The sequence below is a fragment of the Shewanella goraebulensis genome (assembly GCF_030252245.1).
Classification (GTDB): domain Bacteria; phylum Pseudomonadota; class Gammaproteobacteria; order Enterobacterales; family Shewanellaceae; genus Shewanella; species Shewanella goraebulensis.
This window is the reverse complement of record NZ_CP126972.1, coordinates 4,619,418-4,644,898: the sequence shown is the minus strand read 5'-3', so window position 1 is coordinate 4,644,898 and position 25,481 is coordinate 4,619,418. Positions and strand designations below refer to the sequence as shown.

Here is a 25,481-nt window from a genome sequence, read left to right as displayed (position 1 = left end):
TTGTTTAATAATAAAAAGCCCTCTATTGAGGGCTTTTTTGATGCAATTTTTCAACATATTGTGTCGGTGATTGTCGGTGTAATCGATGAAAGCTTTTACTAAAACTGCGCACACTTGCGTAGCCAAGCAGTTGGGATATCTCCTTTACTGTTTTTCCTTCCAGCATGTATTTAATTGCTAAATTCCCCAAAATATAACGCATTAACTCTGTAAAACTGAATCCGTTACTTTGCAAGCGGCGTTGTAATTGCTGCCGTGAAAGGCCGCATTGATCAGCAAGTGAGTCCAATGTGGGTAATCCGTAAAAGCGAATATAATTCACTAATTCATAAAGTACCTTAGGGGTGTCATGGGTTTGCGGCATATTTAAATATGAATCAAGTTGGTTGAGGGTAATGCTGCTGGAGTTGCTTTTTTGAATGTGACTTGAGGTCGAAAATGAGGCTAAAAAATTCTGCTCTGAGCTAATGAGTGAATCGATATCTAACCAAATCTCCGTCAGTGGTGCATTCCAACTGACTTGGCAGCCAAACGCTTTCTCAACTCCTAGTTGTCCCATCGAAGGTCCACTTAATAGTACTTTCTTGGGTTGGTAATCTTTACCGAGAAAATATTTGCAAGTGTTTAATAATGTTAGCGCTACTCTTAATGAGTCATGTGACTTAGCTTTTGAGCTGACATAATCATTACGGTAACACCACTTTATGATTCTATTCGACTGAGCGCCGTAATAACTTGCGCCTGAATGAAAGCAGGCCATCGCATAATTGATTCGCCTAAAAGTAATGGCTAAATCCGGTGTGGCAAGGAACCAATTATTAGGCATGTTAAATCGACTGACTTTTAAATCATTTTGGATTGTTAGCATGTAATCCTGAGAGTTAGACAATTGCTCTATTTTGCTCAGCCATTTGGATACTTCAGTGAAGGGAATTAGCGTCATTGGCTCATTAAGCAAGCTTTCAGGTATCGATAAGTCTTTATGGCTTATCTTAAAGTGTTCTTGAACCCCTTTAAGCACAGGTAAAATACAGCAAACGCGGATAAAAGAAACATCAAATGCCATGTCAATTTCTCATAGATTTATTGAAAAGGTTAACGATATGTAGATGTCTAAACATATCAAAAATAGTCGAATATTGATACCTATGGGTACTTAGTGTTGCTCTTTTGGGTTTTGGATGCAAACTACGCAACATCTAAGTTTACCGAGGTGAGATCAATATGAGTTTATTCAGTATGCCATTCGTCGATACAGGTGTTGATGCTGCACTTCATGGCGTAGCCTTAGTGGTACTTGTAGGTGTGGTTGCCGCCGCAGGTATTGGATTTTGGAAGGTCCATGAGCTGCCAATTGATAAGGCGCACAAAGAAAACCATCAGCAAATAGGGTTGATTACTGCGCTCACCTGGATAGGGTTTCTGTGGCATTGGGTGTGGGTTTTAGCTGTGATGGTTGCCTTCATTGACAGCGGAAAAGCGCTAAGAAGGATAAGAGATATTTGGCGAGAGAATGAACGGGAAGTCCCTGTTACCGCCACTCCCGAAAAAGAGGAGACTAGCTCATGATTGAAGGTTTAGCCGTTTGGGCACTGTTTATTTATATTCTACGCATGGTTGGTATGCCGTGGAATAAAGGTACTAAAGCGTTTGCCTATTTAGGTGGAACAGGTTGGTTAATGTTTGTTTGGGTCGGTTTATTAAATTACGCACCTATGGATATAACAGGCGGTTCGGTGGTGCAATCACCTCATATTCAATTGCGTCCTGCTTCAACAAAAATCAAGGGCAATGTAAAGGGCATTTATGTTGAACCTAATGAAAGAGTAGTGGCAGGGCAGTTGATATATGAATTGGATGATGAGCCGTATCAAATAGCGCTAAATAAGGCTGTTGTTGGTAAGCAAACTGCTGCAGTCGCATTATCTTTAGCAAAAGAAGATATCAATATTGCGGAGAAAGAACTACAAGCAGCGGATTCTGATGAAGCCATAAGTAAAAACCAGTTACATGCAGCGCAGAAAGATTTAGCGTGGAAACAAACAACTCTTGCGCGTTATGTAGAGCAAAATAGTAAAGTTCCAGATACCATCACTGAAAGTCAGTTAGATGAGCAACAAACTAGTGTGGATTTAGCTCAAGCTAAAGTGGACTCATACACCACTCAGATAGCAAAAGCTAAAACTGAAGTGCAAAAAGCTAAGCTTGATATTCAAAAGGCCCACTTAACTGTTGAAAGCCGTCAATCGGACTTAGAAAGTGAAATTGAAAACGTGGCTCAAGCCCAGTGGAATCTTGATAATACCAAGGTTTACGCACCCGCCAATGGTTATTTGACGAACTTTATCATGCGTGAAGGCCAGTATGTTGGTGTGGCACCGCGGATTCAAATGTATACCGATGAAAAGTATGTGTTGATGCGAGTGAATCATCAAGCCATTCGTAATGTAGAAGTAGGGCAAATGGCTGAATTTGCATCGGCGGTTTACCCAAGCAAGATCTTTAATGCTGAGGTTGAAGGGATTATTGAAGCGACAGGTGAAGCACAAGGCAGTTTACTGGCCCGTGATGACAATGTAAGGCAAACTACTGGGCAGAATATTAATAATAAGCATCACTTTGTCCGCTTGAAGCTACATGAGTCAGACAACTATGATATTCCAGTAGGCTCGGTAGGCTTAGCTTGGGTATCGGGTACTAAACCTGCTGAGTTCATGGGCTTTTTAGATGTGATTCGTGGCATTATTATTCGAATGAAATCTCAGATTTACTACATTTGGTCTATATAACGAAATTAGGACCTGCTGATCTTTTAAGGTTGTTTTGCGGCGAATCAATAATCATTGCTTACTGTAAACCTAAATGTATAGCTAATAAATATTGATAATTAGAAGGTTAGATTACACCATCATAAAAACGTCCTCCAATGAGGGCGTTTTTTTATGGGATAAATAGTTACCAAAGTCACTCGACAGCAGGCTTAAAACGGTCTTAACTATAGTACTCATCCTCACTCTTTCTTATCCATGGACAGGTTGCCATTGGCAATACTGCAGCGGATTACGATGATTAATAGTTCAAGGACGGCTCATTATGAACGTGACTCAATACTTACAAGGGCAACCATGTTGGGTTGAACTGGCAAGCCATGACTGGTTTTCAGCTAAAGGTTTCTATCAGAATTTATTTCAATGGCATGCTGACGACATGCCGATGCCTGAAGGGCATTACACCATGTTGCAAATCGACGGTGATGATATAGGTGCAATGTATCAAATGCCAAAAGAGATGGCGTCACAGCCGACTCATTGGGAGTTATATTTTGCCGTTGATAATGTCGATGAAACGGTAAAAGCCATTAAACATGCAGGCGGTGAAATTATTGCAGGCCCCCATGAGGTTGGCGACTCCGGTCGAATGGCTGTGTGTCATGATCCTGAAGGTGCGCGTTTCTCCATTTGGCAAGCCATTGAGCATATCGGAATTAAACGTACTTTTGAGCCTAATACCCTGTGTTGGGTTGAATACATGTGCCGAAACGCTGCTGTATCTAAAAGCTTTTATTGCCAAGTATTGGGTTTTGATACCGAAACGGTGGATATGTCAGAAATGGGTATTGGAGATTACGTGCAATGGATGGTTGCCAAGCAAGCCGTTGGTGGCATGATGGAAATGACCGAAGAATTCGGTGATATGCCATCCCACTGGATGCTGTACTTTAGCGTTGATGATTGTGATGCGATTGCGGCTAAAGCAGATGAATTGGGTGGCAAGATTTGTGTGCCACCGACTGATATACCTGATGTGGGGCGCTTTGCGGTGATAGACGACCCTCAAGGTGGGACATTTTCAATCATTAAACTGGCTGCTACTGATTGCTAAAAGATAATTTGCTTTAACCAAGGCTAAGGGTTTGTTAGCTTAAGTTAGCTTTGCTTATCACTTTTGTTTATAAAGAAAGCAAAGCTTTACCTCTAATCAACCAAGCAGCATGCAGCAGACAAAACAACAAAAATTAGCTGATATTCAAAAGAAAATGACCATGGTGGCAGTGATTGATTTTCCTGGTACTTTGTTAGTAGCCGCGGGCTTATATGGCATATTTTCAGGCTTTGGTATCGAGACGATGCCAATGTTAGATAACTCCAATGTCCATTTTGCCATGTTAGGTATAGGTGGAGTGATTATGTTGTGGGGGCTGATGAAAATGTTCCAATTAGCCAAGCTGAAACAGCAAGTTCAGAATGATGAGTCATAGTGACTAGCAAACTATGGTGAGAGTATCAGTAAAAAAGGCGCCCTAGGCGCCTTTTTAGTATGTGCTTATTCGCAAATTGTTATCGTTTAGCTCAGCGATTTAGGCAACTTCCTGCCATATATCAGTAAGTAAATAGCCGGAATGACAAACAATGATAGTAGCGGCGCTGTGACCATACCGCCCACCATCGGGGCAGCAATCTTCTGCATCACCTCATTACCCGTACCACTTCCCCACATAATAGGCAGTAAGCCGAAAAATATGGTGGCTACAGTCATGGCTTTTGGGCGTATTCGCATTACGGCCCCGTGAATTAATGCTTCACTTAAATCGCTACGTTGGTTGTATTGCCCCTTGGCTTGTCTGTCCTTAATGCTGTTATTTAAATACACTTGCATAACCACACCAAACTCAGCTGCAACACCTGCTAACGCAATCATCCCAACGGATACTGCAACTGAGAAATTAAAGTCTAATAAGTACAATAACCATGCACTGCCTACTAATGAGAACGGCAGGCTTAGCATGATCACCGATGCTTGAATAAATGAACTAAAGGTCATCATTAATAGCATGAAGATCACTGCCAGCATGAGCGGGATCACTAGCCCCATTTTCGCTTCAACTCGCTGCATGTACTCATATTGACCTGCAAAGCTGTAGCTGTATCGAGGAGGTAACTGAATTTGCTCGTTTAAAGCTTCTTTCGCCGTGGTAATGTACTCACCAATGGATATGTTATCTAAATCGACAAATACCCAGCTGATCAGTCGACCGTTTTCACTAGCCAACATAGGCGCACCATCACTAATGGTAATGGTGGCTAAATTGCCAAGGGGTAAGTACTTACCTGTTTTAGTTAGCACGGGTAAGTCTCTAAGCTTTTCAATGCTGTCACGTAATTCGCGTGGGTAACGAATATTAATCGGATAGCGTTCTTGACCTTGAATAGACTGACCCACTTGCATACCACCTATGGCCATTTGCACCACATCTTGGATGTCTTTAAGTGTCATACCGTATCGCGCTGCACTTTTAAGGTTTGGCTCGATATCAATATAACGACCACCACTGGTACGCTGTGCAAAGGCAGACTTAGTCCCTGGTAACTGACTCACCACAGCTTCAATTTCAGTACCGATACGTTGTAACTCATCAATATCTGCACCGGAAATTTTAATTCCTACTGGTGTTCGCACTCCTGTCGATAGCATGTCGATACGGGTTTTAATCGGTTGCACCCATGCGTTGGTCATGCCCGGTACTTTGACGGTTTTTTGCAGCTCAGCAATGATCCCTTCAAGTGTCATTCCTTCACGCCATGTATCACGAGGATTAAGCATTATCGTGGTTTCTAACATAGTTAACGGCGCAGGATCGGTAGCTGTCATTGCTCGGCCAACCTTACCAAATACCCGTTTAACTTCAGGGACAGTTTTAATGAGTCGGTCGGTTTGCTGCAAAATTTCAGCGGCTTTACCAGCGCTAACACTTGGTAGGGTGGTTGGCATATAAAGCAAATCACCTTCTTCAAGTTCAGGCATAAATTCGCTGCCCATTTTTGTCATTGGATAAACCGCACTGCCAAGAGCAATGATGGCCAATAAAATGGTGAACTTTGGAAAACGCAGCACTAAGCGCAGTATTGGTTCGTAAATAGCAATTAAAAATCTACTAAGAGGGTTTTTCTTCTCATCAGGGATTTTGCCTCGGACAAAGTAACCCATTAATACCGGAATTAAAGTAATAGCGAGAATTGCACTGGCAGCCATGGCAAAGGTTTTAGTAAATGCCAGAGGGTGGAATAATCGCCCTTCTTGAGCTTCAAGGGCAAATACGGGCACAAAGCTTAAGGTGATTATCAATAAGCTGAAAAACAGTGCTGGCCCCACTTCCACAGACGCTTTACGGACTAGTTCCCAATGGGTTTCGCCAGTGGGCGTTTGGCCATTATGTTTTTCCCGATATTGCTCTAAATGTTTATGAACGTTTTCGACCATCACAATGGCGGCATCCACCACCGCTCCTATGGCAATGGCTATCCCCCCTAAACTCATAATGTTGGCGTTTACCCCGATAATATTCATCACAATAAAGCTGATTAATATTGAGATTGGTAACGAGATAATGGCTACGAGTGTTGAGCGAGCATGGAGTAAGAAAATCAGGCAGATAATGCCGACGACCATCATTTCTTCGAGTACTTTGTTTTTGAGGTTATCCACTGAATTGAGGATAAGCTCAGAGCGATCGTAAGTGATAACTAACTCAACGCCGTCAGGTAGACCGTTTTCAATTTCTTTGAGTTTATCTTTAACGTTATTGATGGTGGCGAGAGCGTTTTCGCCGTAACGCATGACGACAATACCGCCGACGACTTCACCTTTGCCATCAAGCTCTGCAATGCCTCGCCTTGCCGCAGGTCCTGTGCGCAGTTGCGCCACATCTTTCATCAATATTGGTGTGCCAGATTCAGAGACTATGCCTAACGGAATTTCCCTAAAGTCAGCCAGTGTTTGACGATAACCTGTTGAAGTTATCATGTACTCGGCTTCTGCCATTTCAATGACTGAACCACCAGTTGAGCTATTAGAATTGTCTAAGGCATTTTTTACAGTCATTAAATCAATTTGATACAAAGCCAACTTATGCGGATCAACAATGATTTGGTATGACTGCTCCATGCCGCCAATAGTGGCCACTTCTGATACGCCGCTGACGCTTTGCAATTCAAGTTTTAAAAACCAATCTTGTAATGAGCGTAACTGGGCTAAATCATGTTGGCCTTTTCGATCAACCAAAGCGTATTGAAATACCCAACCAACCCCTGATGCATCAGGCCCCAGAGTGGGGGTGACATTGTCAGGTAGTTGACCTTGGGTTTGTGATAAATACTCCAATACTCGTGATCGAGCCCAATAAATGTCTGTGCCGTCTTCAAAAATAATGTAGACGTAAGAGTCGCCAAACATTGAAAAGCCGCGGACAGTTTTAGCTCCAGGTACGGCGAGCATTGCGGTCGATAACGGGTAAGTTATCTGATCTTCAACTAATTGTGGTGCTTGTCCTGGATAAGAGGTTTTTACAATCACTTGCACATCTGACAAGTCAGGTAGTGCATCGAGTGGTGTCATGCGCATGGCTTGATAACCAATTAAGGCAATCACTGCAGTAAGCACTAACACCATCGCCCTTTGTCTAATCGAGGCGCTGATAATTCTTTCTAACATAGCAGTCTCCGATTAGTGATGTGCGTGCGCATCAGGTGTAAGTTCAGGTTTGGTGTTACCACCACTTAAGCGCTGTAAGCTACCTTGAATACTGGCTTCTGAATCGAGTAAGAATTGTCCTGAAACAATCACTTTTTCACCATCTTGCAGTCCGTCGATAATTTCGGCTTTGCCTTGGGCTATCATGCCAACTTTTACTGCGACAGAGGCAAAGCTATTGTCGTCACGCTGCACAACGACTCGATTTTCTCGACCAGTTTGGATTAAGGCTTCAGTTGGGATCGATAATACTCCGCGCTTAGGGCCACCGAACAATTTCACATCCACTAATGTGCCGGGTTTCAACAGCTTACTTGGGTTATCGAGCTTGATGCGCACACGCATAGCTTTCGAAACAGGGTCTAGTTCAGGGTAAATGTAGTCAATAGTCGATTCTAAATCGAAAATACCTTGAGCAGCTGAAGTGACTTCAACTGGTCGACCTAGCTCAAGCCAGCTTTGTTCGTTTTCAAATACATCTGCAATGACCCAGACACTTTTTAAATCGACGATTTCAAATAAGGTAGTGCCAGGCTCTACAAACATGCCGTGACGCACAGATAACTTGCTGACAAAGCCGTCTTGGTCCGCATAATAAGGGACGCGGTAAATGGTTTCACCAGTACGTTCAAGTTGCTTAATTGTGCTATTGCTGACGCCTAACAATTCAAGGCGCATACGCGCTTTACGCAGTAAACTCGCGCCGCGGTTTTTATCTTGCTTAAGGTAGTCAACAGCTTGCATGTAATCATCTTGGGCGGTGATTAACTCAGGTGAGTAAAGCTCGTAGAGCAGTTGGCCTTTCTTCACTTTTTGGCCGACATTGTGCACCATTAAAGTTTCAAGCCAGCCGTCAACACGAGTATGGGCGTGACCGATACGGTTTTCATTGTATTCGACGGTGCCTATGGTTTTGACAAGCTTCCATAAGGTTCCTTTGGTAACTTGTTCACTGCGCATGCCTAAGGCTTGCTGCATCCCGCCTGAAACATCAACGGTGAGCTCTTCACCTGTTGAAGCGCCCATGGTAACTTTTTCTAAATCCATCCCACATATTGGACAGGTACCCTGTTCATCTGAAATGACATGGGGATGCATTGGACAAACGTATTTTATATTGGCTTCATCATTTGACTGAGCTGCTTTCAATGTAGGCTTGGGCTGACTGAGTAATGCGTCTGCTTTGGTTTGAGTTCCAGTTGCATTTGAAGCCGAAGCCGATTGTTGCTCTGATACAGCTTGATGTGCATGACCAGCATGTTCATCTACGCTTGACTCCTCTTCCTCTTCTTTGACTAAAAACATATTGCATTGCGAACATCGTCCTGCCTCATGGCTAGTTTCTTCAGGGTGCATCGGGCAGTAATAATTGTCTTGTTGGTTCTGTGGTAATGTTTGTGCATGCTCAGCATGCTCATCTTTATTTGTTGTCTCGTTTTTCACTAAAAACATATTACATTGCGAGCATCGTCCAGCCTCATGGCTAGTTTCTTCGGGGTGCATTGGGCAGTAATAATTGTTTTGCTGGTTCTGTGATGATGTTTGTGCAGAGTTATGTGTATGCTCTGCATGTTCATCTTTAATTGCAGCCTCTTCTTTGACTAAAAACATATTGCACAACGAGCATCGTCCAGCCTCATGGCTGGTTTCTTCGGGGTGCATTGGGCAGTAATAATTGTTTTGTAGTTTCTGCGATGATGTTGCTTGGCTTGCCATTGATTGTGACTCTTGGGCTAGTCCTATTTGTGGCGTCGCTATTAATACCAAACTTAATGCACCAACAGCATAATTCCTGAATGCTGAAAATATGAATGTACTCATAATGCCTATCTCCACTTTATTTCTTAGTGATGCTGGTGCTCTGTTGTTTGCTTAGCGATTGGCTCTAGGTTCATGCCACACTTTGGACATGTGTCTCCAGCTTTCCCTGTAATAGCGGGGTTCATTGGGCACGCATGTGTGTGAGCTGACTCAGCTTTGTTCGGGCAATTATCACAAGATTTGCCTTTTGACTCAGCTTTGTTAGGGCAGTTGTCACAAGATTTGCCTTTTGAGTCAGCTTTGTTCGAGCAATTATCACAACACTTGCCTTTTGATTCAGCCTTGTTCGGGCAGTTATCACAGCATTTGCCGTTTGATTCAGCCTTGTTCGGACAGTTATCACAGCATTTGCCTTTTGACTCAGCCTTGTTTGGGCAGTTGTCACAGCATTTAGTTGGAGCTTGGGTTTGCTCTAAATACATACCGCACTGAGGACAGGTGTCGCCTTTTTTACCTGTGACATCTTTATGCATTGGGCAGACATATTCAGCATGAGTCTGAGTTGATGAACTCTGATGCATGCCGTGATCATGTTTATGCTCGTGTGCAGAAACCGCAGGGGACAATGTAAAAAACAGAAAGGTAGTTAATACCATACTAATAAAGGTTTTCATAACGTAACTCCATCATAGAGATGGCCGGAACTGTTGCGTATCAGCGCAATAGCAAGGCGGCACAAATATTTTGCGAAATTAAAAAGATTAAAATAGGGCTAAAACGATGCGAATTAGGCTATTGGAGGTCTTAGATCTTGCAGCAAAGAGATAGAGTGGAAATGAGGCATTGGAGTAGCCATTGCAATGTCGGATATGTTGTTACCTGGCCAAGGTGAAAAGCTTAACAACGTACCTGTTACTGTTATCACCAAACAATGATTACAATCGAGTTCACAGCTCATCTTACCTTCACAACAGTGCGTTGATTCAATAGCTTGCTGTGCAATCTGCGCTGTTTTACAACAGTCAGTATTTGCGGCTTGATTGGTTTGCTGGTGATGTGTTTCGACTTGCATGCTTTGCATTGGAGCTTCATGAGCTTGGGCGTTGCTTATCATCAATGAACCATTAGTTAGCATCACCTGGCTCAACATTGTGAGCAGTGTAAAAACTATAAATGAATGACGAAGTTTGTTAAACATGAATATTCCAATAAAAAAGCAGCGTTGAGTTTAGCAATAGTTCTCACATCATGTGTTGATAAAGTTCACGTTTTTACTTTGTACGGATTCTGTCGTTAAAACAGTAAACTACAGAGCTGATATCGACGTCTTAAGTGATAGCACTAAAACAATCACTAACCGAATTGCCATTTTGAGCGAATAACAACCTTGTTAGTTAATTTCACCTTGACCCTATATTGGTAAATTTCAGTTAATTAAAACAGTGATAACAATATGAGTGTGTTCATATCCAACCAAGTAAGTATGTTTTGTTAACACTTTCAGACTTTAACAATTGTCTAAAGCCTCGAACCAATCAAGAACCTAAAATGTAGAGTCATTAAGTTAATGATAGTTCATTACTTTTATCATGAATGTGATTTATATGAACCTTACTAAGAATGTTAAAGAATCTTTGCCAATATGCTCGGCTTGTATTAGGTTTAAGTAAGTTGGATTGTATCACTAATATTGTGGTTTATTAGATCTAGCTCTCATTTTGAGCATAATATGGCAACTTATTAATTAAAACATGTCCTTAAATCGTTTTTTTAAGGCTAAAACCACCTAGAATACAATTATTATTTTTTAGAATTTAAAAATTATATTTTAGAGTTTAAGAATTATAAATTAAAAATTTTTACTGGAGATGACCGATGAACTGGCGTGCACTTTTCAAACCAAGCGCAAAATATTCAATTATCGCACTGATTATAGTCGGTGTGGTTATGGGCGTAGTGGGTTACTTCGCTACCCAACAGACTTTACATGCGACAAGTACAGATGAGTTCTGTATGACTTGTCACAGTAACCATTCATTGAAAGATGAAGTATTAGCTTCGGCACATGGCGGCGGTCGCGCTGGTGTGACTGTTCAGTGTCAAGATTGTCACCTTCCACACGGCCCAGTTGATTACTTGGTTAAGAAAATCATTGTATCTAAAGATTTATATGGTTTCATGACAATTAAAGATTTCAATACGCAGGCTTGGTTAGATGAAAACCGTAAAGAGCAAGCTGACTTAGCGCTTAAATATTTCGAAGCGACTGATTCTGCTAACTGCCAACATTGTCATACTCGTATCTACGAAAACCAACCAGAAGATATGAAGAAAATGGCGAAAAGAATGCATGAGCGTAACGCGAAGCAAGAAGGCGACAAGAGAAAAACTTGTGTAGATTGTCATAAAGGTGTTGCTCACCCTTACCCTAAAAAGTAAGTCGACCTTCACAATAGAGAGTGAATCGGGAGTGATGACCCGAAGATGTAATAAAGCCTCACTTCGGTGAGGTTTTTTTATGGCTGCGATTTAGTGTTGTGAGCTCAAAGCACTGCAAGAAGGCGACTTTTATTCCAGGCAGAAAAACTTGTGTAGATTGTCATAAAGGTGTTGCTCACCTTTACCCTAAAAAGTAAGTCGACCTTCACAATAGAGAGTGAATCGGGAGTGATGACCCGAAGATATAATAAAGCCTCACTTCGGTGAGGTTTTTTTATGGCTGCGATTTAGTGTTGTGAGCTCAAATCACAGCAAGAAGGCGACTTTTATTTCAGGCAGAAAAACTTGTGTAGATTGTCATAAAGGTGTTGCTCACCTTTACCCTAAAAAGTAAGTCGACCTTCACAATAAAGAGTGAATCGGGAGTGATGACCCGAAGATGTAATAAAGCCTCACTTCGGTGAGTTTTTTTTATGACTGCGATTTAGTGTTGTGAGCTCAAAGCACTGCAAGAAGGCGACTTTTATTCTAGGCAGAAAGACTTGTGTAGATTGTCATAACTATTTTGTTTGTTGAGCATCATTCGGTAGCTTTCAGGTTGGAGTGATGAACTAAAGGTAGAGATATGATGACTTGAATATACAAAAAAGCCCCACTAATGTGAGGCTAATAAGCTGGATTAAATAAACTATCTCATTGATTAAAATTGTTTATTCACCTTCAGTTTTAGGTAAGTCGATAACTTTTTGGCGATACTCAAGTAAGCCGAATACCCCAGTGAAATAGACTTTAATGAAATCCACAAACTTAAGTTTCAGTAGCGTGCTGAACATAGTATGGAAAATCAGTAATTGGAAAAAGTGCATAAAAGCAGTAATCAACAACAGAATGTTGAGAATAATGCTCACTTGACCTTCAAATGGCATGAACAGGTTATAAAACATCACCAACCAAGTAAGCAGAGTAAAGCTTTTACCTGCCAGAATAAAAAATTTCATCGTTAACCTTTAATCGATTTGATATTGGAATAAACGGTAGGTGACTTGTCCTGCCGATTTTCGTTTAAGTTCAACCCATGTATTCGGGACTTCGAGGTGAGCTAGGTCGGATTCCGTTTCGACATAAATTTGTGCATTTTCATTTAACCATTGTTTTTCATCCAGCAATGCAATGGTTTTATTAGCGAGACCTTTACGAAAAGGAGGGTCGACGAATACGATATCAAACCCTTTATCTTTATTAACATTTCCTAACAGCGCTAAACTATCACCATTAACGACATCGGCGGTTTCACATTTTAATGTCTGTAAGTTTTGTTGTAGTTGTTTAGCGGCACTGGCTTGCAGTTCAAAAATACGAGCGTAGGTAGCATAGCGTGATAATGCTTCTAAGCTAAGCGCCCCACTACCTGCAAAGCAATCCAATACTCTTGCACCACTGATATCACCAGCCAACCAATTGAATAAGGTTTCACGAACACGATCTGTGGTTGGACGAAGGCCTTCAAGGTCATGAATAGGAAGTTTTCTTGAACGCCATTGTCCTGAAATGATCCTGACCTGGCCGCTGGCGGACTTATTTTTGGACATTTTGCCCTCGTGATTTTGCCTGAACAAAGAAAGTGGTAGACTATGCAACCAATTAGAATACTCGATATTTTATACCAAACTGATGCGTAAAGGTGAGCAATCCTTCTGACATTATAGGTTATAGGTTATCGAGAATATTTTTCCGAATTTTTTAGCTCAATAAGCACTGGTAGTAGACATGGCAAAGAAAGGTTTTTTTTCGTGGTTTCGTAAAGACAAAACCAAAGAACAAGAGAACGTTACAACCGAGAACGCACAAGAGCAAATAGATACTACAAGTATAGAGCAAACCTCTGAGCAAGCGGCTGTTGAGCAACAAGTTGCCGACCATTCTTCTCAAGAAAAAGCTTCTCAAGAGCAGGCTGCTCAAGAACAAGCCGCAGTCGATAAAGCTGAAGCGGAGCGTTTGGAAACCGAACGTCTTGCTGCAGAACAAAAAGCAGCAGAAGAATGTGCTGAAGCAGAGCGTTTAGCTGAACAGCAGCGTATTGAAGAGAAAAGCCGTCTTGAAAAAGAAAGACTTGAAGCAGAAAAGCTTGAAGCGGAAAGATTGGAAGCTGAGCGCGTCGAGTTAGCGCGATTAGAAGCAGAGCGTCTAGAGATGGAGCGTTTAGAGGCTGAACGCTTAGCTGCAGAAAAAGCTGAAGCACAAAAAATAGAGGCAGAACGTCTTGCTGCTGAGCAAGCAGCTCAAGAAAAAGCGGCCCAAGAAAAAATTGAAGCAGATAGATTAGCTGAACAACAACGCGTTGCTGAACAAACTCGCTTGGCAGAAGAGCAGTTAGCACAAGAAGAAGCTGAACGTGTTGAGGCAGAGGGAATTGAAGCACAGCGACTTGAAGATGAAGCAACTGCTCAAACTGAAGACGCAGTATCAGAGCCTCAAGCTAAACCCGTTAAAGAAGGCCTATTTGCTCGCTTAAAGCGTGGTCTTAAACGTACCAGTGAAAACATTGGTAGTGGCTTTATGGGGATCTTCAGCGGTAAAAAAATCGATGATGAGTTGTTTGAAGAGCTAGAAGAACAACTATTAATTGCAGATGTTGGCGTAGAAACCACAACACGTCTGATCGACAGCCTTACTGACAGTGCGTCACGTAAACAGCTTAAAGATGCCGAAGCGCTTTATGATTTAATGCGTGATGAAATGCAGACGATTCTTGATCCTGTGGCCATTCCTTTGGTGCCTGAAAATACCGACGGCCCATTCGTTATTTTAATGGTTGGTGTCAATGGCGTAGGTAAAACGACTACCATTGGTAAATTGGCAAAACAGTATCAAAAACAAGGCAAATCTGTCATGTTAGCTGCGGGTGATACCTTCCGCGCGGCAGCTGTTGAGCAATTACAAGTATGGGGACAGCGCAATGAAATCCCTGTTGTTGCTCAACACACTGGTGCCGATAGTGCGTCAGTATTATTTGATGCACTTCAAGCGGCTAAAGCGCGTAATGTTGACGTATTAATTGCCGATACAGCAGGGCGCTTGCAAAACAAAGGTCACTTGATGGAAGAGCTCAAGAAAGTGGTTCGTGTCATGAAAAAACTTGACCCGAATGCACCGCACGAAGTCATGCTAACCCTTGATGCGAGTACGGGGCAAAATGCCATTAGCCAAGCGCAGTTATTCCAAGAAGCGGTAGGCGTTACAGGTATAACGATTAGTAAGTTAGATGGCACGGCAAAAGGCGGGGTGATTTTCGCCATTGCAGATAAGTTTAATATCCCTATCCGCCACATCGGTGTTGGTGAGCAGATTGACGACTTACGTACCTTTAATTCAAACGATTTTATCGAAGCATTATTTAGTCAGGATAAGGCAGAATAGTCACATATGATCCATTTTGAGCAAGTCAGTAAGATATATCCGGGTGGCCAAAAAGCACTCTCTGAAGTGAATTTTCGTCTTCAACAAGGTGAAATGGCCTTTTTAACCGGACATTCTGGCGCAGGTAAAAGTACCTTGCTCAAATTGATCACAGTTATTGAGCGTGCTAGTGCTGGTAAGGTCTCCATTAACGGTCATGATACTGCCAAGCTTGGTAAGAAACATGTGCCGTACCTTCGCCGTAATATCGGTATGATTTTTCAAAATCATCACTTGTTAATGGATAAGAGCGTGTTCGATAATGTGGCACTACCATTAGTGATTGAAGGCTTTTCCCACGGCGAAATTCGTAAACGTGTGGCTGGCGCATTAGATATGGTTGGCCTCTACGGCAAAGAACGTCATTTACCGGTGATGTTATCTGGTGGTGAGCAACAACGTGTAGGTATCGCTCGTGCTATCGTTAATAAACCACCTTTGTTACTAGCCGATGAGCCAACAGGTAACTTAGACCCTAAGTTATCAATGGATATTCTACGTTTGTTTGAGACCTTCCATGATGCAGGGACGAGCGTTCTTATTGCGACCCATGATTTGGGTTTAATTGCACGAATGAAATACCGCACCTTAACTTTACGCCAAGGCAAAATGCTTGGTGGTGATGAAATCTATTCAGCTGAAACGCAGGGGCAGATTTAATGACTAAAAAAGTTAAGATTACAGCCAGCAAACTGCCTTTTACTGGACGCTTGGTGATGTTTTTTGTGCGTCATATTCAACAAGCCATGGCGAGTATTGGTGAATTATGGCGTAACCCTGTGTCATCCATTATGACCATGGCTGTCCTTGGAGTTAGCTTGAGCCTACCGGCTGCATTACAAGTGTTGGTTAAAAATGCCGAAAATATTACTCAGTCTTGGAACAACGCCGCTGAGATTTCATTATTTATTAATGAAGGTCGTAGTGAGCAATCAATACAAAGCCTGATTTCGCGGATCAATGTCTATTCCGAAGTCGATGTGGTGCATTACATCAATCGCGATCAAGCACTCGAAGAGTTCCAGCGTCTTTCAGGTTTCGGTGAAGCACTATCTTATTTAGACAGTAACCCGTTACCTGCAGTTGTGGTTGTTACACCGTTAGCGCGTCACTCAAGCCCAGAAGGTGCCAGAAAGCTACTGGAACAACTTGAGCGTGAGCCTGAAGTGAGTTTTGGCCGTTTAGATATTGAATGGTTAGAGCGTCTACAAGCTATGGTGAGACTCATTGAGCGTACGGTGCTCGCTATTGCCGCCTTATTAGTCTTGGCTGTGGTATTGGTGATTGGTAACACGATTCGATTAGCGATTATGAACCGCCGCACCGAAATCGAAGTGATGAAGTTAGTCGGTGCAACTGAGGCCTTTATTCAAAGGCCCTTCTTATATACCGGAATCTGGTATGGGGTGATTGGCGGCGTGCTCGCATGGATCATCATTAATATTTTAGTCTGGTATCTTGATTCTGCTTTAGCTGAACTATTGGGCTTATATGGCAGCCAACTACAAATTCAGGCATTAAGTCTTGCTGAGTTAGTTAAGTTGGTTTTACTGGCTTCTTTCTTGGGCTGGTTAGGCTCATATTTGTCGGTTAGACAGCATTTACGTGCGATTGAACCATCTTAATATTACTGTCGTACAAAGTGAGTAAAATACGCTGGTAAGATTATTTTGGACTAAAAATGAACATTTGTTCACTTGCAATTGCTTTGATTTCAGCAGAGTATAATTCAGCGCTCGATTTGTGCGCAGACTTGTGTTGAACCACTGTTGACATATGTTGTCCGATAATAGATAGTTCACCACTTGACTTAAAATATTTAAGTTACATAAGTGTTAAAAACGCAGTAAATAGTAGGAGCTTTAATGGCCTTTCAATCGCAATCTATGTCACTCACTGTCCCTAGGGGAAGTAGCAGCTTAGAAGCTTATATGCAATCAGTCACAGGCATCGAGATGCTTGGGGCAGAAGAAGAGCATGAGCTAGCCAAGCGCTTGCAAGAGACGGGCGACCTACAAGCTGCAAAGAAATTGATTATGTCTCACTTGCGCTTTGTTGTGCATGTGGCGAAAGGTTATTCTGGATATGGCTTGCCACAAGCAGATCTTATCCAAGAAGGTAACATCGGCTTGATGAAAGCGGTAAAACGTTTTGATCCTGGTGTTGGCGTACGCTTAGTGTCTTTTGCTGTGCATTGGATTAAAGCTGAAATTCATGAATATGTGCTTAAAAACTGGCGTATCGTGAAAGTTGCCACGACTAAAGCGCAACGTAAATTATTCTTCAATATTCGTAAAACTAAAAAGCGTTTGGGCTGGTTTAGCGATGAAGAAGTCGGCATGGTAGCAGAGAACCTAGGGGTGTCTAAAAAAGACGTCACCGAAATGGAGTCGCGTATGGCGGCGCAGGATCCTGCATTTGATTTAGCCAGCGACAATGACGATGACAGCAGTGTTGATTTTGCACCAGTTCATTATTTAGAAGATCATTCATCTGATGTAGCTGTTGAAGTCGAAAACGAAAACTGGGAATCTGATTCTCAAGCACGTTTATTCTCAGCAATTAAAACATTAGACGAGCGTAGTCAGCACATTTTACGTGCGCGCTGGTTAGACGATGATAAAACCACTTTGCAAGAATTAGCATCAACTTACCAAGTGTCTGCTGAGCGTATCAGACAGCTTGAAAAAAATGCGATGAACAAGCTTAAATCTTGTATGGAAATCTAGTTTCCTGCGTTTCAAATGAAACGACATCATTAAAACCTGCTACGGCAGGTTTTTTTATGGCTAAAATTTATCTTCATGCGTGATAGCTGGTTGGCTTTAGCGGGTGTCATTGAGCAGGCTGTTTCAATGAAATTACTCGAATTGAAAGCTAGTTTAAGTAGCAATGGCCTAAACAGATTACTTTGTAACAGCTGCAATGATCGCTTTGCGAGGGACTTTAAGGCTGGTAGTGACTACATCATTTGGCCAAGGGTAATATTGACGAGGTCGTTTAAAACGAGCAATCTGATTAAGCACATGCTGCTCTAATGAATCACGTATTGCTGGTGATAATATTTGCTCTGGTTGAGTAAACTGAATAATAGCCGCAGGCAATAAACTAAATTTGGCATCTTCCTGCGCAAATACAATAGCATTGTCGATCTGAGGATGAGATTTTAGCGCTGCTTCAATCTCTTCTGGGTGGATGTTCTCGCCACCACAAATAAACATATTATCAGCGCGGCCAAGCAGTTTTAGGTTGCCATTAGCATCAAGCTCACCTAAATCTTGGGTATTAAACCAGCCTTGTGCATCTGTTGGTTTTGATAGCGATAATGGTTTATTCGATTCCGAGCTTTCGCCACTTGAGTCACTGGTTAAATAGCCTAAAAATAAGCATTCACCTTTAACCCAAATCGTACCATCTCGAATTTCTAATTGCCTATTGGCTAATGGCTTACCCAAATGTCCTTGAGGGTTAATCAAAGCAGTGGTTATTTGCGAACTCATCTCAGACATACCGTAACTGCAATAAGCATTAATATGCCTGTCAGCGAGCGCTGAGACTAAATGAGGCTCAATGGTTCCGCCACCTAAAAGCAGTGCCTCTACATTATCTAAGGCTTGCGGGTGCAGGGCTAAAATTTGGCTTAATTGCGCAGCAACTAACGACACATGGCTGATTTTAGCCGTGGTTATTTGTTGCCATAAAGCTTGTTCAGTACTTAATACCACACAGGCGCCAGCAAGGGTGCAACGATTCACTATGGCTAAGCCGCCAATATGGAACAACGGAAGGGACAATAACCAGCTGTTATTTTCTTTAAGTCCAATATTTTTAGCAGATCCAACAGCACTTGCAATGTGGTTGGCTAGACAATGCACCACGCCTTTAGGGGCGCCGCTAGAGCCTGAAGTGAGAATGATATTCAGAGGCCGATGTTTATCAATATTTGGCGGATTGACAGGTTTGTGACTTAAAACTATATCATTCAGCTCAAGACTAACGGGTGAAGCAGTCGTTAACTTAACCTCTAACTCAGTCGTATTGTTGTTACTGTAAGTCTTTAATAATGATGATTCAGACCAATAAAAGTCGACCTTAAAGCGCTGACATAACTGAGTGATTTGTGCCGTTGGGAAACGTGATGATATGGGTAAAAATATTGCCCCTAAATCTACGCAAGCCCAATAGAGGCAAATCATTTCTAGGTTATTACGGCTGATACATGCGATGCGGCTATTTGGACCTACGCCTTGGGTTTGTATTGACTCAACCAAGTTGGTGACTATGATACTCAGCTGCGAATAACTGATTGCCCCGTTTTGATTCAGACCAATGTAATTAGCACTACTTTCAGTAAGCTTTATTGCTATTGCATTGGGTGTATTTAGGGCTGTTTGGTGTAGTGGAGAAATCATCACAAAACCTTGTTAATCGGATTGAGTATCGTGCTTATTCGTACAATTATAGCGATTGATAAGCTGGCTCACCTTTGAGTTTACTTGATTGTTTTCGAGGATTAACTGCTCGGAAAAGCTAGCTAAGGTGTCTAAGCCAGGGATTTCATCAGGGGTTAAAATCGCCGCTAGCGTCGCTAAATCATTAATGCCTAAATTGGCTTCTAAGCTGGAGCTTAAAATACAGCGAACACCATACTCTGTTGCAGTTTCAATTAATTGAGTTAACTTGTCGATGCTACCAATAATCATCGGTTTAATGACGAGCGCAGCTAAACCATCAAGCATGGTAAATTGATAGTTGGTATCGTTTAAGGTTTCGTCCAGCGCAAAAGGGACTTTGAGTGCTTGGTAAACCAATTGGCTTTCTTTTAGCGTTTTACATGGCTCTTCAATATATTCGATGCTGGCTTTAGGCAAACAAGCCAGAAACTCAATGGCTTGCTCAGCGCTAAAACCTTGATTGGCATCTAGGCGTAATTTGAGCTTCGGGTTTATCGATAATATCTGATGAATAAACTGAATTTCTTGCTCAATGCTTGCTTGAGCCACTTTAACTTTTATCGCATAAGTACGTTTGGGTAGTGCTTGTACTTTTGCGGTCAGCTCATCGTCTGTCATAGTTGGTTGATAATAAAATAAACTTATTTTTCGATCGTCAACATGTACATATTGAAATGAAGGAGCAAACTTAAGCGCGAGTAAACTGAGCCCGAACGCTGCTGAAGGTAAGCTGATTTTATTGGCAACTAAGTTGAGTTCTGTTAGCGGTTTACTAATTAGCCTAGGTAGTTGTTGCTCTAATTCATTAGTAACCTGCTCAAGTGTCTCTAAGCTAAAACCTGTTAATGGTTTAGCGTCAATATCGAGTCCTGACAATGGGCTAATTTCTACTTCATTGCTTACACCTGAATCTAACTTAGCACTGAGCAGGAGGCCAAATCGTTGATCTATTCGCTGAGTTGCCACTGGTAATCTTGGTGACAGGGCGATGTTATAACGATGCAGTGTAAGCTCACTGATGATGGCAGCTTGAGTCTGTGTTGTACTTGACGAATCTATATTAGCTCGTGAATTATCGCCTAGATTAGATTCAATCTCGTCAGAGGAATGGTCATCAGTGTGCATGAAGCGTACGTCCTTTTAAATCAGGTACTGACAGCTTAATGTTTGCCAGAATTTTTAAGGGTAAAGCAGCTGAATTATCCTTGCTGCAAACATCTGTGGCTGAGCCTTATGGGTGTTATGGCCGCAGTTAGGAATAGCAATAACCGATAAATCGATTTTTTGCTGCCACTTTTCCGCAAGCTTTGAAAACTTATTATCTTGCTCGCCCACCAAGAGGTATGTCGGGCAGTGTAATTGTTTCAGTACTTTTTGGCCATTATCTTGTAAGCCAAGCGAAGTACTCTGAAAACAATGCAGTAAGGCTTGAGGGTTATTTTTACTGCGAATACTGATGAGTTCCTCACGTGTATTAGTCTCTAAATCTGCGAATACTGGTTGTTTATACCACTCGGATAAGAACACACTTATTGGCATGTTATTAAGCTTGTCCGCCCATTTTTGATCGTGCTTGAGGCGCGCTTGTTTATCGCGAGTCGAACATAAACCTAAATGTGCCGCCTCCAGCATTAAACTTAATAATGCTTGAGGGTGATATTTGGCAATGTGCAGGGCAACTCGGCCACCTAGTGAGTACCCCAACAGGTGAAATTGCGGATAGCCTAAATTAATCACTTTCTCGGTAATGGTATTGGCTAGCGCTTCAAACCCCGGTGTTGGCAGTAGCTGCTCGTTTTCGCCATGGCCGGGTAAATCGATACAAATACAATGAAAATACTGGCTTAAAACAGGCAAGCTTGCCTGCCAATCTTCTTTAGAACCTAAAAAACCATGTAATAAAACCAGTGCAGGTAAAGCGGTGTCACCGTAACGTTTAATGGTTGGCATTAGTGTTGTTTCACCCATTGTGCAATGAGCTTTATTTGATCGCTTGCTTGATTTGGACTGACATTCACTTCAATCACTGAAGTACCTGTATAGGCCATTGCATCAGCATAAGCTTCATTAAAGCTGGTTAAATCGTCCACTTGGTTATACGGCAAGCCAAACATGGCAGCTGCATAGCCAAACTCCAGTCCGTGACTCAAGCGGTAATACTCATCTCTTACTGCTTCATTAGGCACAGGTAATAAATTGAAAATATTGCCGCCATCATTATTTAAAATAACAATCACTAACGGATTGTTAATGTGCTTAGTGATGGCTAACGAGTTAAGGTCATGCAAGCTTGATATATCACCAATGAGTAGGGTGCTTGGCTGTTTGGTCGCCAATGCCATACCACTAGCTGTAGCTATTAGGCCATCGATGCCTGAAGCGCCGCGATTGGTATAGATATTTGGTGTATCGCAGGTAATTGGCGAGTACATATCATATAAACGAACAGGCAAACTATTACCGATAAACCATTGATGATTCGACGTTTGAACTTTGGCGATTTGGCGCACCACTTGAGGCTCACCAAAACTGCTTTGATCTATGTGTTGGGTGAGCAAAGCTTCGAGTTGTTGGTTCATTTCAATTAATGGCAAAGCCCAATGAGCTGAAGACGAACGAGGCCATGATGCACTACATAATTCAGCAACACTGGCTTGCCAAATACGCTTTGATTGATGATTCGGGTCGAGGCGTTGTTGCGTTGGCAGTATTTGCCAGTAACTGTGCCATTGCTGCTGGGCAATAAAGCTAATCAGCCTTTTTGAGATAAATCGCCCACCAAAGACTAGTACTCTGTCGGCTTGTTCAACAAATTTAGCTGCTTTTGGGTTTAGCATTAATTGGTCAATATGGCCGATAATACTTGGGTGTTGTCTTAACTGCGATTGAGCATCAACCACTATAGGCCAGCCAAGCTTCTGCGCTAATTCAATAATCTGTTGCGGTTTATCTTGTGGCGATAAGGTGCCGACGACAATTATTCCTTTACCATGGACGAAACGCATCATGGTGTCTTCACTTGGCACGTTACAGGCTGAGATTTGGCCATAATCAGTGTAAGGGTAACTATGCGTTAGCCAATCAGCGATGGGAGTGACATAACCTGATAAAGCTGATTTAGCCAGTTGAGCTAAGGTTTCTAATTCTGTTGGGTATAAGGGTTCGCGATACATGCAGTTAAAATGTACCGGTTGAGTTTGGTTGGCGACAACTTCATCAATAGTTGTTAGCAAAGTATTGGGGCTAATGGCCAAGTCTGGTGTCGGCAGGTTTACTTGCTTAGCATAGTCGGCAAAAATTGCCGGTTGAATAATGGCTTGGTTTGCGCCGCAGCCAATGAGCTCGGGAGGGCGATCGCCGCTTAGTACAATTAAAGGGACTTGGGTCAGCCAAGCTTCAACGATGGCAGGGTAAAGGTTCGCAACCGCGGTTCCTGAAGTGGTGACAATCGCAACGGGACTATTGCTGGCTTTTGCTAACCCCAAGGCCATAAAGCCTAATCCACGCTCATCAAAGTGCAGATGACGTTCAAGTTTATCCTGAGCTGCAGCAGCTAACGTGAGCGGGGTTGAGCGTGAACCTGGTGCCATACAAACGTGTTTCACACCAAGACGGGCAAGCTCTTCAAGGATTAAGGCACCCCAAAGTAAATTGATGTCAGAAGTTGGCTGTGTTTGCATAGTCTTAAATACCCAATTGTAAATTGATGTTGAAACTGAATCGTATAAACCACGTAGAGTAGGCTCAAATTGAGCTGGAAACTACATCTTATCTTAGCCGTATTTCAGTATATATATGGCTATTTTCATTATAATTAATCTGAAAATGTGCGTTACGCTTGATTGTTAATCCATTCGCTCATGACCACGTGGGTTTTAATTTTGATGATGTCTGCTTGCGCATCAATAAATTCACGAATTTCGTGGAGTCGTTTCATCGAAGCTGCATTAACGTAAACCAGTAAATCCATTTCACCGGTAATGCCTTGGCAAGTTATTACCTCAGGAATTGCATGAAATACATGTACGACATCGGCACAATTTGCCCGTTCATGTTGAATTTCAAAGTAGGCTGACACGCCTTCTTTTTGCGACTCACTTAATAGTACTTGGTAGCCACGAATTATCCCTGAATGTTCCAGCTTTTTAATCCGCTCGGTCACAGCGCTGCGCGATAAGCTGACGGTATCAGCGATGTGAGAAATACTTTGGCGAGCATTGGCTCTTAATGCATTAATAATGAGTTGATCAAATTTATCCATGCTACTTCCTCATCGTTTGTTTAAGACTCATTGCAGGTTACTGAGAATTAATTATTTTGGTACTGAATTTTAATCTTTAAATACTGAAGGGTATGCCAACATTTAGATGATTAATCATCAATACTACAAGCTGTCTTTTTATCTATTGCCATTATACTGCCAACATATAGTCGGTTATTTTTGCTAATGACGTCATAATGTCGGTTTTATAGGTAAACTTGCGGGGCATTAACGGCAGTTTGTTTACTCAATTCAATTTATAATTCTTTCAAACTTCACCATAGAATAAGCCAATGAATCAAATTACAGGAACGATAGGGCGCTGGCAAGGCGCCGGGTTGATGGCCACCACTTTGCTTGGTACTGGGGTATTTATATTGCCGCAAATGACCATTGCTGTCGCCAATAGTGGCGCTTTACTGGCATGGGTTATTCTTACTGTCGCCATTTTGCCTGTGGCTGTGGTGTTTGGTTTGTTAGCTAGCCGTTTCCCCCACGCGGCAGGGCCTGCTTTTTTCATTGAGAAAGCATTTGGCACTACTGCAGGAAGAACCATTGGGTTAATTTTCTTGTTTGTGATTCCTATTGGAGCCCCTGCGGCCATTTTGATGACCTTCCAGTTTATGGATGCTTTGGTGTCTATTACGGGCTGGGGACAACTTGCTGCTGAACTTGCCATTGTGGTGGTGCTTTTGCTGCTAAATTACCGCGGTATTCAGGTTTCTGCTAAGCTGCAGTTTGCGTTGACGTTAGCGATTGTCGCAGTGGTTGCAGTGTTATTTGGCGCCAGTGGAACCAATGTCAGTGAAGTTGAAACTTTAGCGAATATAGCAACGCCTGAAGTCTCTACTGTGATGCTGGCAATGGGGATTGGCTTTTGGAGCTTTTTAGGAATCGAAGCCATGACACACTTGGCTAATGATTTTAAAAACCCTAAAAAAGACATGTTACCAGCGATGATGATTGGCACAGTGCTGGTGGGGATCATTTATCTTATTTGTACTCTATTGCTGCTAATGGTGCCGAGTGATAAACAAGGCTTAGCAATGATCCATGCCTTTGATGCTTTATTGGGCAGCTTTGTATGGCAAGGCATGGGAGCACAAGTCATTGGTATTTTAGGGATCGCCAGCGGTATTGCTACCGTTAATGTGTATTGCGCCAGTGCGGCCCGTTTGCTTTGGAGCTTTAGTAAGGAAGGTGTGCTGCCAAGTTACTTTAGTAAGCTCAATCAATTCGGCGTGCCTTTACGCGCCTTAATGACCATTTTAGTAACCATGGTAGTGGTGATTACGTTTACTTTTGTGACTGAACAAAAGCTAGAAGATTTGATTGCTTGGAGCAATGGCGTATTTGTGATTATCTACTTATTGACCATGCTGTCAGCGGTTAAATTACTCAGTAAACGCTTTTTACCCTTAGTGGTGGGCGGTTGTCTATTTTGTATCGGAGTGGGTATCGCTCTGGCTGAAAACATGTTGTATTCGTTTATTCTGGTATTGGTGGTAGCGCCATTTATGTATTGGCAAAAACAACATCAACACCGTAAGCAAGCGGCGTAATTTATTCAGTATCTTAATTAA

At 42.2% G+C, this 25,481-nt stretch carries 24 protein-coding genes; 12 read left to right on the top strand and 12 right to left on the bottom strand.

Annotation, left to right across the window (positions count from 1 at the left end; all coding sequences use genetic code 11):
• Positions 1–22 precede the first annotated feature (22 nt).
• Positions 23–1,066, bottom strand: a complete 1,044-nt coding sequence (locus QPX86_RS19575) for a helix-turn-helix transcriptional regulator (RefSeq protein WP_220753250.1) — start codon at positions 1,064–1,066, stop codon at positions 23–25.
• A gap of 158 nt (positions 1,067–1,224) precedes the next feature.
• On the opposite strand from QPX86_RS19575, the gene QPX86_RS19570 reads away from it, so the two are divergent.
• From QPX86_RS19570 to QPX86_RS19555, 4 genes are all read left to right on the top strand, one after another.
• Complete coding sequence (locus tag QPX86_RS19570; protein WP_220753251.1) at positions 1,225–1,569, top strand: MFS transporter; 345 nt, start codon at positions 1,225–1,227, stop codon at positions 1,567–1,569.
• Complete coding sequence (locus tag QPX86_RS19565) at positions 1,566–2,789, top strand: HlyD family secretion protein (RefSeq protein WP_220753252.1); 1,224 nt, start codon at positions 1,566–1,568, stop codon at positions 2,787–2,789. Before QPX86_RS19570 ends, QPX86_RS19565 begins: the two co-directional genes overlap by 4 nt.
• A gap of 304 nt (positions 2,790–3,093) precedes the next feature.
• The gene (locus tag QPX86_RS19560) at positions 3,094–3,882 is read left to right on the top strand and encodes a VOC family protein (protein WP_285163673.1); all 789 of its coding nucleotides are present in this window, start codon (positions 3,094–3,096) and stop codon (positions 3,880–3,882) included.
• 109 nt (positions 3,883–3,991) lie between these two features.
• Positions 3,992–4,258 (top strand): CorA family divalent cation transporter, encoded by a 267-nt coding sequence (locus QPX86_RS19555; protein WP_220753254.1) that lies wholly within the window; start codon positions 3,992–3,994, stop codon positions 4,256–4,258.
• Positions 4,259–4,344: 86 nt separating this feature from the next.
• Here QPX86_RS19555 and QPX86_RS19550 read toward each other — a convergent pair whose 3' ends face one another.
• From QPX86_RS19550 to QPX86_RS19535, 4 genes are all read right to left on the bottom strand, one after another.
• On the bottom strand, positions 4,345–7,488 hold the full coding sequence (locus QPX86_RS19550) for an efflux RND transporter permease subunit (protein WP_285163670.1): 3,144 nt from the start codon (positions 7,486–7,488) through the stop codon (positions 4,345–4,347).
• A 12-nt stretch (positions 7,489–7,500) separates the two neighbouring features.
• Positions 7,501–9,348 carry an efflux RND transporter periplasmic adaptor subunit gene (locus tag QPX86_RS19545; RefSeq protein WP_285163668.1) on the bottom strand — a complete coding sequence of 616 codons (1,848 nt, stop codon included), beginning with the start codon at positions 9,346–9,348 and terminating at the stop codon, positions 7,501–7,503.
• Positions 9,349–9,371: 23 nt separating this feature from the next.
• Positions 9,372–9,962 carry a heavy metal-binding domain-containing protein gene (locus QPX86_RS19540; RefSeq protein WP_285163667.1) on the bottom strand — a complete coding sequence of 197 codons (591 nt, stop codon included), beginning with the start codon at positions 9,960–9,962 and terminating at the stop codon, positions 9,372–9,374.
• Positions 9,963–10,075: 113 nt separating this feature from the next.
• The gene (locus QPX86_RS19535) at positions 10,076–10,402 is read right to left on the bottom strand and encodes a hypothetical protein (RefSeq protein WP_259651268.1); all 327 of its coding nucleotides are present in this window, start codon (positions 10,400–10,402) and stop codon (positions 10,076–10,078) included.
• A 761-nt stretch (positions 10,403–11,163) separates the two neighbouring features.
• On the opposite strand from QPX86_RS19535, the gene QPX86_RS19530 reads away from it, so the two are divergent.
• From QPX86_RS19530 to QPX86_RS20685, 3 genes are all read left to right on the top strand, one after another.
• Entirely contained in the window at positions 11,164–11,727 is a 564-nt protein-coding gene (locus QPX86_RS19530) for a NapC/NirT family cytochrome c (RefSeq protein ID WP_220753259.1), read from the top strand.
• Positions 11,728–11,825: 98 nt separating this feature from the next.
• Positions 11,826–11,924, top strand: coding sequence for a NapC/NirT family cytochrome c (locus tag QPX86_RS20690; RefSeq protein WP_220753262.1), 99 nt, complete (start codon positions 11,826–11,828; stop codon positions 11,922–11,924).
• A 98-nt stretch (positions 11,925–12,022) separates the two neighbouring features.
• Positions 12,023–12,121: a NapC/NirT family cytochrome c gene (locus QPX86_RS20685; RefSeq protein WP_299574919.1), complete on the top strand. Its 99-nt coding sequence runs from the start codon at positions 12,023–12,025 to the stop codon at positions 12,119–12,121.
• A gap of 316 nt (positions 12,122–12,437) precedes the next feature.
• On the opposite strand, the gene QPX86_RS19525 is transcribed toward QPX86_RS20685, so the two are convergent.
• On the bottom strand, positions 12,438–12,725 hold the full coding sequence (locus tag QPX86_RS19525; protein ID WP_220753263.1) for a DUF1145 domain-containing protein: 288 nt from the start codon (positions 12,723–12,725) through the stop codon (positions 12,438–12,440).
• A 9-nt stretch (positions 12,726–12,734) separates the two neighbouring features.
• Positions 12,735–13,316: a 16S rRNA (guanine(966)-N(2))-methyltransferase RsmD gene (rsmD, locus tag QPX86_RS19520; protein ID WP_220753264.1), complete on the bottom strand. Its 582-nt coding sequence runs from the start codon at positions 13,314–13,316 to the stop codon at positions 12,735–12,737.
• A 178-nt stretch (positions 13,317–13,494) separates the two neighbouring features.
• Here rsmD and ftsY point away from each other — a divergent pair, with 178 nt between their 5' ends.
• The 4 genes from ftsY (at position 13,495) to rpoH (ending at position 17,912) form a co-directional block, all read left to right on the top strand.
• Complete coding sequence (gene ftsY / locus QPX86_RS19515; protein ID WP_285163666.1) at positions 13,495–15,144, top strand: signal recognition particle-docking protein FtsY; 1,650 nt, start codon at positions 13,495–13,497, stop codon at positions 15,142–15,144.
• Positions 15,145–15,150: 6 nt separating this feature from the next.
• Positions 15,151–15,843: a cell division ATP-binding protein FtsE gene (gene ftsE, locus QPX86_RS19510; RefSeq protein ID WP_220753266.1), complete on the top strand. Its 693-nt coding sequence runs from the start codon at positions 15,151–15,153 to the stop codon at positions 15,841–15,843.
• Complete coding sequence (gene ftsX, locus QPX86_RS19505; protein WP_220753267.1) at positions 15,843–16,808, top strand: permease-like cell division protein FtsX; 966 nt, start codon at positions 15,843–15,845, stop codon at positions 16,806–16,808. The genes ftsE and ftsX overlap by 1 nt, the downstream gene beginning before the upstream one ends.
• Before the next feature lie 240 nt (positions 16,809–17,048).
• Positions 17,049–17,912, top strand: a complete 864-nt coding sequence (gene rpoH / locus QPX86_RS19500) for an RNA polymerase sigma factor RpoH (protein WP_220753268.1) — start codon at positions 17,049–17,051, stop codon at positions 17,910–17,912.
• Positions 17,913–18,089: 177 nt separating this feature from the next.
• Here the strand turns inward: rpoH and menE are convergent, their stop codons facing one another.
• The 5 genes from menE to QPX86_RS19475 form a co-directional block, all read right to left on the bottom strand.
• Positions 18,090–19,595 (bottom strand): o-succinylbenzoate--CoA ligase, encoded by a 1,506-nt coding sequence (menE, locus tag QPX86_RS19495; protein WP_220753269.1) that lies wholly within the window; start codon positions 19,593–19,595, stop codon positions 18,090–18,092.
• Between the two features lie 12 nt (positions 19,596–19,607).
• Complete coding sequence (menC, locus tag QPX86_RS19490; RefSeq protein WP_220753270.1) at positions 19,608–20,762, bottom strand: o-succinylbenzoate synthase; 1,155 nt, start codon at positions 20,760–20,762, stop codon at positions 19,608–19,610.
• A 54-nt stretch (positions 20,763–20,816) separates the two neighbouring features.
• On the bottom strand, positions 20,817–21,587 hold the full coding sequence (menH, locus tag QPX86_RS19485; protein ID WP_285163665.1) for a 2-succinyl-6-hydroxy-2,4-cyclohexadiene-1-carboxylate synthase: 771 nt from the start codon (positions 21,585–21,587) through the stop codon (positions 20,817–20,819).
• The gene (menD, locus tag QPX86_RS19480) at positions 21,587–23,317 is read right to left on the bottom strand and encodes a 2-succinyl-5-enolpyruvyl-6-hydroxy-3-cyclohexene-1-carboxylic-acid synthase (RefSeq protein WP_285163664.1); all 1,731 of its coding nucleotides are present in this window, start codon (positions 23,315–23,317) and stop codon (positions 21,587–21,589) included. The genes menH and menD overlap by 1 nt, the downstream gene beginning before the upstream one ends.
• 152 nt (positions 23,318–23,469) lie before the next feature.
• Positions 23,470–23,898, bottom strand: a complete 429-nt coding sequence (locus tag QPX86_RS19475; RefSeq protein ID WP_220753273.1) for an Lrp/AsnC family transcriptional regulator — start codon at positions 23,896–23,898, stop codon at positions 23,470–23,472.
• A 293-nt stretch (positions 23,899–24,191) separates the two neighbouring features.
• Here QPX86_RS19475 and yjeH point away from each other — a divergent pair, with 293 nt between their 5' ends.
• A complete protein-coding gene (gene yjeH, locus QPX86_RS19470; RefSeq protein WP_220753274.1) occupies positions 24,192–25,460 on the top strand; it encodes an L-methionine/branched-chain amino acid transporter in 1,269 nt (422 codons plus the stop codon).
• Positions 25,461–25,481: the final 21 nt, after the last annotated feature.